This window comes from Caballeronia sp. SEWSISQ10-4 2, assembly GCF_030464885.1.
Lineage (GTDB): Bacteria > Pseudomonadota > Gammaproteobacteria > Burkholderiales > Burkholderiaceae > Caballeronia.
The window spans coordinates 22,004-34,715 of sequence record NZ_JALPRJ010000027.1 but is presented as its reverse complement, the minus strand read 5'-3'; the positions used below and the strand labels follow the sequence as shown (position 1 = coordinate 34,715).

The 12,712-nt window shown below is 61.7% G+C and carries 10 protein-coding genes; 8 read left to right on the top strand and 2 right to left on the bottom strand.

Annotated elements, in window-relative coordinates; translation table 11 throughout:
- Window positions 1-37 precede the first annotated feature (37 nt).
- From bktB to M0D69_RS19380, 3 genes are all read left to right on the top strand, one after another.
- Window positions 38-1,225, top strand: coding sequence for a beta-ketothiolase BktB (gene bktB, locus M0D69_RS19390; protein WP_301783569.1), 1,188 nt, complete (start codon window positions 38-40; stop codon window positions 1,223-1,225).
- A 26-nt stretch (window positions 1,226-1,251) separates the two neighbouring features.
- Window positions 1,252-1,908, top strand: coding sequence for a hypothetical protein (locus tag M0D69_RS19385; RefSeq protein ID WP_301783568.1), 657 nt, complete (start codon window positions 1,252-1,254; stop codon window positions 1,906-1,908).
- Between the two features lie 89 nt (window positions 1,909-1,997).
- Window positions 1,998-3,194 (top strand): cystathionine beta-lyase, encoded by a 1,197-nt coding sequence (locus tag M0D69_RS19380; RefSeq protein ID WP_301783567.1) that lies wholly within the window; start codon window positions 1,998-2,000, stop codon window positions 3,192-3,194.
- Between the two features lie 68 nt (window positions 3,195-3,262).
- On the opposite strand, the gene serB is transcribed toward M0D69_RS19380, so the two are convergent.
- Complete coding sequence (serB, locus tag M0D69_RS19375; RefSeq protein WP_301783566.1) at window positions 3,263-4,108, bottom strand: phosphoserine phosphatase SerB; 846 nt, start codon at window positions 4,106-4,108, stop codon at window positions 3,263-3,265.
- Window positions 4,109-4,248: 140 nt separating this feature from the next.
- On the opposite strand from serB, the gene M0D69_RS19370 reads away from it, so the two are divergent.
- On the top strand, window positions 4,249-5,466 hold the full coding sequence (locus M0D69_RS19370) for a cytochrome P450 (protein WP_301783565.1): 1,218 nt from the start codon (window positions 4,249-4,251) through the stop codon (window positions 5,464-5,466).
- A 197-nt stretch (window positions 5,467-5,663) separates the two neighbouring features.
- On the opposite strand, the gene M0D69_RS19365 is transcribed toward M0D69_RS19370, so the two are convergent.
- On the bottom strand, window positions 5,664-6,608 hold the full coding sequence (locus M0D69_RS19365; protein WP_301783564.1) for a LysR family transcriptional regulator: 945 nt from the start codon (window positions 6,606-6,608) through the stop codon (window positions 5,664-5,666).
- 136 nt (window positions 6,609-6,744) lie between these two features.
- On the opposite strand from M0D69_RS19365, the gene M0D69_RS19360 reads away from it, so the two are divergent.
- From M0D69_RS19360 to ligD, 4 genes are all read left to right on the top strand, one after another.
- The gene (locus M0D69_RS19360) at window positions 6,745-7,761 is read left to right on the top strand and encodes a zinc-binding alcohol dehydrogenase family protein (RefSeq protein WP_301783563.1); all 1,017 of its coding nucleotides are present in this window, start codon (window positions 6,745-6,747) and stop codon (window positions 7,759-7,761) included.
- 174 nt (window positions 7,762-7,935) lie between these two features.
- Window positions 7,936-8,520: a DUF6013 family protein gene (locus M0D69_RS19355; RefSeq protein ID WP_301783562.1), complete on the top strand. Its 585-nt coding sequence runs from the start codon at window positions 7,936-7,938 to the stop codon at window positions 8,518-8,520.
- 221 nt (window positions 8,521-8,741) lie between these two features.
- Complete coding sequence (locus tag M0D69_RS19350) at window positions 8,742-9,650, top strand: Ku protein (RefSeq protein WP_301783561.1); 909 nt, start codon at window positions 8,742-8,744, stop codon at window positions 9,648-9,650.
- A gap of 47 nt (window positions 9,651-9,697) precedes the next feature.
- Window positions 9,698-12,532 (top strand): DNA ligase D, encoded by a 2,835-nt coding sequence (gene ligD / locus M0D69_RS19345; RefSeq protein ID WP_301783560.1) that lies wholly within the window; start codon window positions 9,698-9,700, stop codon window positions 12,530-12,532.
- Window positions 12,533-12,712 lie beyond the last annotated feature (180 nt).

Below are 12,712 nucleotides of genomic sequence, written 5' to 3'. Positions count from 1 at the left end.
GCGCGGCTTACGAAAATCACCCGTGAAAGGAGATGACATGACACAACGTGAAGTGGTGGTGGTCAGCGGCGTACGGACCGCAATCGGCGATTTTGGCGGCGCGCTGAAGGACTTCAGCCCGACCGATCTCGGCGCACGCGTGGTGCGCGAGGTCTTGTCGCGGGCGAAGGTGTCGGGCGATGACGTCGGCCATGTGGTGTTCGGCAACGTAATCCAGACCGAGCCCAAGGACATGTATCTCGCGCGAGTCGCGGCGTTGAACGGAGGTGTCGCGCAGCACGCGCCCGCGCTGACCGTCAACCGGCTGTGCGGTTCGGGCCTGCAGGCGATCGTTTCCGCTGCGCAATCCATCCTGCTTGGGGACACGGATATCGCCATCGGCGGCGGCGCGGAAAGCATGAGCCGTGCGCCGTACCTGGCCCAGTCGGCACGTTTTGGCCAACGCATGGGCGATGCGCGTCTCATCGACATGATGCTCGGCGCGCTGCACGATCCTTTCGATACGATCCACATGGGCGTCACGGCGGAAAACGTCGCGGCGAAGTACGGCATTTCGCGCGAGATGCAGGACGAGCTTGCGCTGGAATCGCATCGACGTGCGGCGCGGGCTATTGAAGCGGGTTATTTCAAGGAACAGATTCTTGCCGTCACGCAGGCATCGAAGAAGGGCGACATCGTCTTCGATACCGACGAGCACGTCCGTCTGAACCCGACGCTCCAGGATTTCGCGAAACTCAAGCCTGTGTTTGCCAAGGAAAACGGCACGGTGACCGCGGGCAATGCGTCGGGTATCAACGACGCAGCCGCCGCTGTGGTGCTGATGGAACGCAGCGTAGCCGACAAGCGTGGCCTGAAGCCGCTCGCGCGGCTCGTCTCGTATGCGCATGCGGGCGTCGATCCGAAATACATGGGCATTGGCCCGATTCCCGCTACACGCAAGGCGTTGGAGCGCGCGGGACTGACCGTTGGCGAGCTCGACGTGATTGAAGCCAATGAAGCGTTTGCGGCGCAGGCTTGCGCGGTATCGAAGGAACTCGAATTGGATCCTGCGAAGGTCAATCCGAACGGTTCGGGTATTTCGCTCGGCCATCCTATCGGCGCAACCGGCGCGTTGATCACCGTCAAAGCGCTGTACGAGTTGCAGCGCGTGGGCGGACGCTACGCGCTGGTGACGATGTGCATCGGCGGCGGGCAGGGCATCGCGGCAATCTTCGAACGCGCGTGAGCAGGGTAAGGACAGGAAACTATTCGATGACGCAAATGAAAGTGGCGGCAATAGCGGCAGCGCTGTTGCTCGCCGGCTGTAATTCGGCGATGCCGCCCGACGGCTCCCGAGCTGTCTCGGCGGCACGTGCAGCTGCCACGCCAGGCGATCTGGGCTTGCAGTCGCCCGGTACGGCGGAAGCCATCGAAACGCTCGCGCTCCCGCCCGCCAAACCGCTGACGCCGAATCCGGCGTACGCGCGTTTCCCGCGCTATGTCGGCACGCTTGGCGACAAGCAGATCGAAATGAAGCTCGGCGCAAAAACAGATGAGCGCACGGGTGTGCACGGCGAATACCGGTTCGCCGGAGCATCGACGGTGATTCTGGTCGCAGGCGACCGTGACGGCGATACGCTCGAGATCGAAGAGTCGAACGACGGCACGCATATCACCGGGAACTGGGTCGGCAAGTTTGCAGCCGATGGCAGCGTGTCGGGCGAACGCATGAATGCCGACGATTCCAATCCGGTGCCGTTCAACCTCAAACCGGTCGGGTCCGGATCGGGCGCTGCTCCTGCCGCCAGTGCGGTCGCACCGAAAGCGCCGCAACCGGCCGCGCCTTCGCTGGAACCCGCGCCGCCACCCGCTCCACCGGTCCCCGGCAACGCGCTGGGCGGGACCAGCAATGTGATCATCGGCGAGTGAAACGCGAACTCGCCGTTCGATGTAATACGGCGTCGTCGGCTTCGTTCGATGGCGCTTTTTTCTTATAGCCTCGAACAAGCAGGACACTCATGACCGATTCCAGCAACTCGTCCAGCGCCCGCAGCTTGCAGACCCGCATCGTCCATCCGGATGACCAGCTAAGCCCCGGTTTCGACTCGTTTTCGGTGCCGGTCGCACGGGCGTCGACGGTGGTATTCCCGAACCTCGCTGCCATGCGCGCGCTCGTCTGGAGCGACGACAGCCAGTGGCGCTACGGCCTGCACGCCACGCCCACGTCGCTCGCGCTCGCGCAGCGGCTCGCAGTAATCGAAGGTGGCAAACATGCGTTGCTGCAGCCTTCGGGTTTATCGGCAATATCCAACGTGTACTTCGCGCTGGTAAAGGCCGGCGATCACGTGCTGATTCCCGACAACGCCTATTCGCCGAATCGCGAACACGCCGACTGGCTCGCTGCCGATTTCGGCCTCGAAGTAACGTATTACGATCCGATGATCGGTGCGGGCATCGACGCATTGATCAAGCCGAACACAAAGCTGATCTGGCTCGAAGCGCCGGGTTCCGTGACGATGGAAGTGCAGGACGTGCCGGCCATCACCAAGATCGCGCGGGCGCGCAAGATCCTGACGGCGATCGACAACACCTATTCGGCGGGGCTCGCGTTCAAGCCGTTCGACCACGGCGTGGACATCTCCGTCCAGGCGCTGACGAAGTACCATTCCGGCGCCAGCGACATCCTGATGGGCGCGACGATTACCGCCGACAAAGCCATCCATATGCAATTGAAACGCGCTCGGATGCGCATGGGGATCGGTGTGTCTTCCGACGACTGCTCGCTCGTGTTGCGCAGTTTGCCGAGCATGCAGATCCGCTTCGAGGCTCACGACCGGACGGCGCTGTCGCTGGCTCGCTGGCTCAAGACGCGGCCGGAAATCGCGGCGGTGCTGCATCCGGCGTTGCCCGATTGCCCGGGTCATGAATTCTACGAACGCGACTTCACGGGTGCGGGCGGATTGTTTTCAGTCGTCTTCGATAAGCGCTACAGCCCGGCGCAAATCGATACCTTCGTCGAGGCGCTGGAAAACTTTGCGATCGGCTGGAGCTGGGGCGGGGCAAATAGCCTGGCCATGCCGTACCACATCAAGTCGATGCGCACCGCCGGTGTCTGGCCACATGAAGGCGTGCTGGTGCGGTTTTATATCGGGCTGGAAGATCAGGCGGATCTGTGGGCGGATCTGGAGCGGGCGTTGGCGGGGTTGGGCGGGTAAGGGCGTTGATCGAGATCGGGCTCGAGCCTCGCCTCAGCCTCAAGTCAAGCCCGATTTCGCCGACTGACTCAAAACAGCCGCAGCACGCCATCCAGTCCCACGAAGTTCAACGCCAGCCCGGCCGCTTCGCGCACCACCGGCTTTGCCCGGAAAGCCACCGATAACCCCGCTTCCGCCATCATCTTCAGGTCGTTCGAGCCGTCGCCCATGGCGATCGAACGGCGCGGGTCGATGCCCAGTTTCGCGCAGGTCTCGCGCAGCGTACGCGCTTTGACATCGGCGTTGACGATCTCGCCGGTCACTTTCCCGGTCAGCTTACCATCGACGATTTCGAGCATGTTCGCGCGCGTGAAATCGAGGCCGAGACGCGCCTTCAACTTCTCCGTGAAGAACGTGAAACCGCCTGATACCAGCAAGGTTTTCAAACCTGCTGCTTTCACTCCTTCGAGCATCGTTTCCGCACCCGGCGACAACCGCAGCCGTTCCTCATAAACCCGTTCCAAGGCGCTTGCGTCGAGCCCCTTCAACAGCGCGACACGCCGCGTGAGGCTTTCGTTGAAGTCCTTGATCTCGCCGCGCATCGACGCTTCGGTGATCGCCGCGACCTCCGCCTTCAATCCGCAGAAATCGGCGATCTCGTCGATACACTCGATCGTGATCAGCGTCGAATCCATGTCCATGGCGACCAGACCGAAGTCACTCAGGCGCAGCGCCGGCTCGATGAACGCGTAATCCAGCCGATGCGCGCCGCAATACGCATCGATATCGGGACGTTGCAGAGGCTCCGCGCCAAGCAGGCGCACCACCCGGCCGGCCGGGTCGGCGCGTTTGGTCTGCTGCGAGCGGGCGAGGGCGGCGAGCGGTTTCAGATGCGTATCGGCGATCGGTTCGAGGCTTTGGATGACGAGGTTCATGACAGGCGGCGAGCGAGAAAAATGAGCGGAAGAAAACGCAAATAAGCAGCGCAAGACCCGCCATTGTAATGGTCCCGACCGATGGCGGATGCACGCGCCGCGCCGCTATGATGGCTGTCGATCAAACGACGGAGACGTGCATGACCCCGACCGAACGCGCGCGTGCCTTCGACCTGCGCAAGCTCGACGCCGCGTTTTACGCCGATCCGTATCCGGTCTATGACGCGTTGCGCGCCACGGAGCCGATCAAAAGAATGCCCGATGGTTCGCTGCTTCTCACGCGTTACCGGGACGTGCAGGCGGTGTATCGCGATCCGAAAACCTTCAGTTCGGACAAGACCGTGGAATTCGGCCCGAAGTACGGCGCCGATACCGCGCTTTTCGCGCATCACACGACCAGCCTCGTATTCAACGATCCGCCGCGGCACACGCGCGTGCGCAAACTGATTGCGGGAGCGCTGACCGCGCGTGCGATCGCGGCGATGGAACCGGGTCTGGCGCGCCTGATCGACGGGCTCCTCGATCGGGTCGCCGCACGCGGCGAGATCGATTTGATCGACGATTTCGCCTCGGCGATTCCAGTTGAAGTGATCGGCAATTTGCTTGACGTGCCGCACGATGAACGCGCGCCGTTGCGCGACTGGTCGCTCGCGATTCTCGGCGCGCTCGAACCCGCGCTCAACACTGAGCAGGAAGCGCGGGGCAACCGCGCGGTGACGGATTTCATCGATTATCTGGTGACGCTGGTGGCACGCCGCCGCGCGCATCCCGGCGATCCACAGCATGAGGTGTTGACGCGGCTGATTCAAAGCGAGGCCGACGGAGAGCGCCTGGACGAAGCCGAACTGCTGCATAACTGCATTTTTATCCTGAACGCGGGTCACGAGACAACCACCAATCTGATCGGCAACGGGATCGTGCTGCTGGCGCAATGGCCGGAGCAGCGGGCACGGTTACTGGGCGAACCGGCGCTGATCGAGAGTGCGATCGAGGAGTGTTTGCGCTACGAAAGTTCGAATCAGCTCGGCAACCGGATCGCGACGGCGGATACGCATATCGACGGGATGCCAGTGGTGCGCGGGACGCCGGTGACGTTGTGCATCGGTGCGGCGAATCGCGATCCCGAGCAGTTCGAGGCGGCAGATTGTTTCGATATCGCTCGTGAGCCGAACCGGCATCTTGCGTTTGGATTTGGGATTCACCAGTGCGCGGGCTTGTCGCTGGCGCGGCTGGAGGCGCGTATCGCGATCGGACGGTTTATTGCGAGGTTCCCGGATTACCGGTTGGCGGGGGAGCCGGTGCGCGCGCCGCGGGCGCGGTTTCGAGGGTTTGTGAAGGCGCCGGTGGCGGTGGGGTGACAACTCGAGGACAGCAAGGACTGGTTGCCACAGGCGCGCCGGCCCGTCGGGTACACGACGCCATCCAAACTCAAGACGCTGTCGCGAACGCAGGCGGCTGGTTGAATCCGCTGCAATTCGTCATTGCGTTTCAATGATCTCGTTGCGCCGGGGTTTTAAGAATACGCAAATTCCTATTTGCATTTGCGCGGAAGCGACTACCGCATCACCCGTTGCGGATCGACGTCCCAATAAGGCGGATCGCCGAAATGCTCCGTCAGGAAATCGATGAACGCCGTCGTTTTCGGCGGCACGAATGCGCGGCTCGGATAGACCGCCCAGATCGCCACCGTTTCTGCGAGCGGATAGCTGTCGAGCACTGTCACCAGCTCGCCGCTGTGCAGGAACGGCGCCACGCTCCACGTCGATTTCAACCCGATACCGAACCCGCTGAGCAACGCGTCGCGAATCACTTCGCCGTTATCCGTCACGAGCCTGCCCGACACGCGTACGTCGATAGTCCCGGCCGGCGTGACGAACGCCCAGTCGCGCTGACCGGAGAGAATCGCGCATTCGTGCTGCGCAAGATCAGCGGGATGGCGCGGCGTGCCATGCTCGGCGAGATACGCCGGTGAGGCGCACAGCACGCGTCGGTTGCTGGCGAGTTTTCTCGCAACCAGCGTCGAATCCTTCAGCGCGCCGATGCGCACCGCCAGATCGATGCCTTTATCGACGAGGTCGACTAGCTGGTCGGTCATCCGCAAGTCGAGCGTCACGCCCGGATAGCGGCGCAAAAATTCGGGGATCACCGGCGATACATGCTGACGCCCGAGCGACGACGGCATCGTCACGCGCAAACGCCCCTGCGGTTGCTCGAACGCACGTCCAACCGATGCGCGCGCAGCATCGGCGGCATCGAGCAACGCGCGGGCGCGCTCGGCGAAAATCTCGCCTTCCTGCGTGACGCTGATGCGCCGTGTCGTGCGATGCAAAAGCCGCGCGCCAAGCTGGCGTTCGAGTTGAGCGAGCCGGGCGCTGGCCACGGCGGCGGACAGTCCGAACTCCCGTCCCGCCGCCGACAGATTCGATAAAGCCGCCGCCCGCACGAACAACGCGACGTCGAGCAAGTCGAGCTGCGCCTTATGGCTTGATTCGCTTTGCATATCCATTTTCGTCATTTTCTTGTTTATCAATAAAATGTTTTATTGATTATGACGGTTTCACGCGAAGCCGAAAATCCTTAAGATCGCGTCCATGCATCGCACATCCGACGCTTGACACACCTTAAGGAGCTATTCCATGAAAGCTATTGCACTGACTCGCTACTTGCCAATCTCCAATCCGGAATCGCTGATGGACGTGGAGATCGACAAACCCGCGCCTGCCGGACGCGATCTGCTGGTGAAGATCGAAGCGATCGGCGTGAATCCCGTCGATACGAAAGTCCGTGCGCCGAAGGACAAGGTTGAAGAGACGCCGCGGGTGCTCGGCTGGGACGCATCGGGCGTGGTCGAAGCGGTCGGCCCGGACGTGACGCTGTTCAAAGTGGGCGATCCCGTTTTCTACGCGGGCAGCATCACCCGGCCGGGTTCGAACAGCGAGTTCCATCTGGTCGATGAACGCATTGTCGGCGTGAAACCGAAGTCGCTCGATTTCTCGCACGCAGCGGCGCTGCCACTCACCACGATCACCGCATGGGAAGCGCTGTTCGACCGGCTGGGGGTATCGGCGGAAGGACACGACGCGGGCAAGTCCGTGCTGATCGTTGGCGGCGCGGGCGGCGTGGGTTCGATCGGCATCCAGCTCGCGAAAAAAGTCGCGAAGCTGAAGGTGATCGCGACTGCATCGCGGCCGGAGTCGGCGAAATGGGCGAGCGAACTGGGCGCGGATCATATCGTCGATCATTTCGGCGACATGCCGAAGCAACTGAGGGACGCAGGTTTCGAGCAAGTGGACTATGTGCTGATCTTCAACGACACGGATAAACATTTCCCGGCCGCCGCTGCTGTCATCGCTCCGCAAGGCGGCATTTGCACGATCGTTGAAAACGACAAGCCGATTGCTGTCGAATTGCTGAAGGCGAAAAGCGCTGCGTTCCACTGGGAATTCATGTTCACACGCTCGATGTTCGGCACGCCGGACATGATTGAACAGCACAAGCTGCTGACCGAAGTGGCGCGACTGATCGACGCAGGCACGGTCAAGACAACGCTCGGCCGCGATCTCGGCAAGATCAATGCAACGAACCTGCGCGAAGCGCACCGGCTGCTGGAAGAAGGGCGGGCGATCGGCAAGCTCGTGCTGACCGGGTTCTGATTCGTCCAGCGTATCGATCGGCCGATCCATTGCAAGCCGCGTGCCCCGGGTTTCCCATGAGAAGCCCGCAGCGCGCGTCGCGCTAGACTGATCGCGCCTCACGCGCGGCTCGGACTACCCCGGCGCCGTTGCGGTATGCCCGGCGTGACGGCTGCACACGGAGGGGCTTTTCGCATGATCGATCGTTCGGGTTTTATTCAGGGTTGCCGGTCGAAGCAAGGTCGCGTGATTTCCGCCAACGCCGTCATGGCGCTTTTGGCTTGCGTGGCTGTGTCGGCGGCCAATGCGACGCCAAGCATCAAGGTGCTGTCGGAAGTCGCCAACGACGGACCGATCAAATACACGGTGAAGATGGCGTCGAAGAACTGGGGCAGTGCGCAGGAAACCCGCACGATCCGCTCGGGCCAGACCGATGACTTCACGTGGCAAAGCAAACCCGCAGGCGGTTCGCAGAACGTCCCGGACGCGTGCCCGGGCGTGGACGCCATCCGCAACGCAAGCGGGACGACGGTACGTCAGGTGAAGATTCGTTTCGCGGCGGTGATCGCGAACAGCGGGGACGCCGACGTTCAGTTGAGTTTCCAGGGCCACGCGCCGCGCGCGACGACGCCCGTCACCGTGGCCGGCAAGAAACTGCAATGTCCCACCGATAACTTCTTCAGCCAGCTTGTCCATTTCACGATGCCCACCGGCGGCGCCGAAAAATCCGTCACGCTCAGCGACGGCACGAAACTCACGGTCAGCGCCAGCCGCAAGTAACCTTCTAGTCCGGCAAATTTTGCGTATCGCAGGGGGCGTTCGAGGGCGCGCTGCCTGCGCTCAGTCTGTCGTCGTCAAGCCGGCGCGAGCGGTCCCATCTGGCACGTTTTCTGCAACGGTGTAACGACCACGAGAGCACGCGACCACACGTTTGTCGGCGCGCGCAGACCGTTTATATCGTCAACGCCGTCAGAGCGGCTTTTCGCAAAAGGCCAAGCGCGATGCCACACATGATCTGGAAAGGCGCGATCAGCTTCGGGCTGGTCCACGTCCCCGTGCAGCTTTATCCGGCAACGCAGTCGGAGAAAGTCGGCTTCAACCTGCTCGATAAGCGCTCGATGGATCCCATCGGCTATAAGCAGTTCAACAAGAACACGGGCAAGGACGTCACGCGCGAGAACATCGTGCGAGGCTTCGAGTACGAGAAGGGCAAATATGTCGTGATGAGCGACGCTGAAATTCGCTCGGCTAATCCTGAGTCGACGCAGACCGTGGATATTCTCGCGTTCGTCGAAGCACCCGAGATCTCGTTTCTTTCCCTCGATACCCCGTATTACCTCGCGCCCGACCGCAAGGGCGAGAAGGTGTATGCGCTGCTGCGCGATGCGTTGAAGGCGTCGGGGAAAGTGGGGATTGCGAACGTGGTGCTGCACAACAAGCAGCATCTCGCCGCGCTAATTCCGGTGGGTCCGGCGTTGGCGCTCAACACGTTGCGTTGGGCTGACGAAGTGCGCGATTTCGACGAGTTCAAGTTCCCCGACGAGAACTCGAAGAAGGCGGGGGTATCGCCGAAAGAACTGGAGATGGCCCAGCGATTGATAGACGACATGAGCGATGCGTGGAACCCGCACGACTATCACGACACGTTCCGCGAAGACATCATGGCGCTCGTCAACAAGAAGGTGAAGGAGGGCAAGACCGAGGAGGTGTCGGAGGTGGAGGAAGGTGCGCCGCGCAAGGCATCGGCGGAGATCCTCGACTTGTCCGAACTGCTCAAACGCAGTTTGAAGAAGGGAAAACCCGCGAGGCGCGCCGCTAAGAATACCGACGACGACACCTCCGAAGCCGAGGCGGAAGAACCGGCGGCCAAACCCGCGCGCAAGACCACAACGCGCCGCAAACGCGCCTAAGAGCTCGTCGTCACGCGTTACCACGCACCAGGAAAAGCGATTCGCCGATGGCCGATAAACTCGACACCTATCAGCGCATGAGGCGTTTCAACCAGACGCCCGAGCCTTCCGGCCACGCGGCTGCGAAGGCCAGGCGCACGTCGAAGAAAGCTCAGGCGAGCGCGCTTTCGTTTGTCATCCAGGAACACGATGCACGACGTCTTCACTACGACTTTCGTCTCGAACTCGATGGCGCGCTGAAATCGTGGGCAGTACCGAAAGGGCCGAGTCTGGATCCATCGGTGAAACGGCTTGCCGTGCATGTGGAAGATCATCCGGTCGATTACGGCTCGTTCGAAGGCGATATTCCCGAGGATAACTACGGCGCGGGCAGCGTGATCGTGTGGGATCACGGGACGTGGGAGCCGCAGTCCGGCAGCATCGGCGAAGCGCGTGAAAGCTATGCAAAAGGCAAGCTCAAGTTCGTTCTGCACGGCGAGAAGCTGCGCGGCGGCTGGACGCTCGTGCGCAGCAACATGCGTGGCAATGGCGACAAGGAACAATGGCTGTTGATCAAGGAACGCGACGACGAAGCGCGCAGCGAAGCCGACTATGACGTGCTGTTGAAAAAGCCAGGCAGCGTGATGAGCGATTCGCTCGGCGCACGTACGAAAAGCGGCGAAGTGCGCGACAGGGCCGAGCGCAAGACCGCCGCGAAGACGAGCAGGGCCACGAAGGCTGCACCGTCGCCGAAACGGCCCGCGGTGAAAGATCAAGGTAAAAGCCCGGATCAGCCGAGGCCGGACATCGTGGCTAACCGGAGCGCGGAATCGCTGCGCACGCTTGCCAATAATCCCGCGATCCAGGATGCGGTGCGCGCGAAGCTTCCGGCCACGATGAAGCCGCAACTGGCGACGCTCGTGGATACACCTCCATCGAGCGATGATTGGTCATACGAAATAAAATTTGACGGTTACCGGATTCTGGTACGCATCGATCGCGAGGCATCGAAAGCGAAGTCGACGCAGATCTTCACGCGCAACGGACACGACTGGACCGACAAATTCAGTCGTCAGGTCAAGGCGTTAGCCAAGCTCGATGTGGAGAGCGCGTGGCTGGACGGCGAGGCAGTCGTGCTCGACGACAACGGTCTGCCGAACTTCCAGAAACTGCAGAACGCGTTCGACGCCAATCGTCCGCAAGATATTGCCGTCTATTTTTTCGATATCCCCTACTTGAACGGCTACGACCTGCGCGGCGTGCCGCTGGTCCAGCGGCGAGCGATCTTGAAGGCGCTGCTGGAGCCACTCGATGACGACGCCCTGCGTTTCTCCGCGGACTTCGAATTCAGCGTCGACGACTTGCTGAAAAGCGCCTGCGACATGGCGCTGGAAGGGATTATCGGCAAGCGGCGCGACAGCGGTTATACGTCGGGACGCAGCAGCGCGTGGATCAAGCTGAAGTGCCGGCGCCGGCAGGAATTCGTGATCGGCGGATATACGGAACCGACGGGCAGCCGGGGCCAGTTCGGCGCGCTATTGCTCGGCGTGTACGACACGCACGGCAAGCTGCAGTACGCGGGACGCGTGGGCAGCGGCTTCGATGCATCGACTTTGCGCGACATCAAAAAGCAACTCGATGCACGCGAGATCAAGACGATGCCGTTCGCCGCCGCGCCGAAAGAGCGTAGCCGGACACCGGTGCATTGGGTCAGGCCGGAACTTGTCGCCGAATGCAATTTCGCGGAATGGACGTCGGAGCGGATCGTGCGGCAAGCGTCGTTCGTCGCCCTGAGGGACGACAAGCCGGCGCGACAGATCGTCAAGGAAGTGCCGAAATCGACGAAGGAGGTTGCGTTGGACGATGAGGACGAAAAGCCCGCGAAGAAGTCGACGGCCAAAAACGCGGTGAGAGCGGCGACGAAGGCCATCGACACGGCCAAATCAAATGGGAAATCCAAACCCGCTTCCGCGAAAACGGCTGCTAAAAAAGCCGCGCGTAGTCCCGCTGGTACCGAACTGGTGGCGGGCGTGAAGATCAGTCACCCCGATCGTGTGATCGACCCGTCGACCGGTGTCCGCAAGCTCGATCTCGCTCTGTATTACGAAGCCGTCGCACCGTGGATGCTGCCGCATCTGAAGGACCGGCCGGTGTCGCTGGTGCGCGCGCCGGAGGATATCGGCGGCGAGTTGTTCTTCCAGAAACACAGCGAGAAGCTGAGCATCCCGAACGTCAAACAGCATCCAGGTATTGACCCCGGTCATCCTGCGCTCATCACGATAGAAAACGTCGGCGCACTGGTGGGCGCAGCGCAAATGAGCACGATCGAGATGCATACCTGGAACGCGCTTGCCGCCAAGCTCGAAAAGCCTGACCGGATGGTCTTCGATCTCGATCCCGGCGATGGGCTCGGCTGGGACCGGATGCAGGAGGCCGCACGCCTCACGCGTGAATTGCTGGCAGAACTCGGGCTTGAATCGTTTTGCAAGACGAGCGGCGGGAAGGGGCTGCATGTGGTGGCGCCGCTCATGCCGCAAGCTGGCTGGGACGAAGTGAAGGGTTTTTCGCAAGCAGTTGCACAGCATATGGCGAGCACGCTGCCCAAGTATTTCTCCGCGAAGATGGGCAAGCAGAATCGCCGGGACAAGATCTTCGTCGATTATTTACGCAACAACCGCGGGTCGAGCACGGTCGCCGCGTTTTCGCTGCGCGCCCGGCCGGGGATGGGGGCGTCGGTGCCTATCGGCTGGGACGAGCTCGACGCGACCACGAGCGGCGATCAATGGAATATCGGCAATCTGCATGAACGCCTGGAGACACTCAAAACCGATCCATGGAGCGAATACGCCAAGACACGGCAACGCATCACCGCTTCGATGAAAAAGCGGCTCGATATCAAGTGAACGCAAGTCCATGCAAGTGAACATCCGCGGCAAGTGCAAGCAGTGACGCGGCTTTGCTGGTTGCTGCCCGTGGTCAACAAAGCGGCTCTTGCGTAGAATGAGCGCGCGATATGGGAGAACTCGCGAAGAACTCGCACGGTCCCGTGTGAGGCAAGCTGAGAAAGGCGCTTACCCGATATC

Bases quoted from the DNA above. Each gene is read 5' to 3' on its own strand.
- bktB (WP_301783569.1), top strand. From the start codon at position 38: ATGACACAACGTGAAGTGGTGGTGGTCAGCGGCGTACGGACCGCAATC.
- M0D69_RS19385 (WP_301783568.1), top strand. From the start codon at position 1,252: ATGACGCAAATGAAAGTGGCGGCAATAGCGGCAGCGCTGTTGCTCGCC.
- M0D69_RS19380 (WP_301783567.1), top strand. From the start codon at position 1,998: ATGACCGATTCCAGCAACTCGTCCAGCGCCCGCAGCTTGCAGACCCGC.
- serB (WP_301783566.1), bottom strand. From the start codon at position 4,108: ATGAACCTCGTCATCCAAAGCCTCGAACCGATCGCCGATACGCATCTG.
- M0D69_RS19370 (WP_301783565.1), top strand. From the start codon at position 4,249: ATGACCCCGACCGAACGCGCGCGTGCCTTCGACCTGCGCAAGCTCGAC.
- M0D69_RS19365 (WP_301783564.1), bottom strand. From the start codon at position 6,608: ATGCAAAGCGAATCAAGCCATAAGGCGCAGCTCGACTTGCTCGACGTC.
- M0D69_RS19360 (WP_301783563.1), top strand. From the start codon at position 6,745: ATGAAAGCTATTGCACTGACTCGCTACTTGCCAATCTCCAATCCGGAA.
- M0D69_RS19355 (WP_301783562.1), top strand. From the start codon at position 7,936: ATGATCGATCGTTCGGGTTTTATTCAGGGTTGCCGGTCGAAGCAAGGT.
- M0D69_RS19350 (WP_301783561.1), top strand. From the start codon at position 8,742: ATGCCACACATGATCTGGAAAGGCGCGATCAGCTTCGGGCTGGTCCAC.
- ligD (WP_301783560.1), top strand. From the start codon at position 9,698: ATGGCCGATAAACTCGACACCTATCAGCGCATGAGGCGTTTCAACCAG.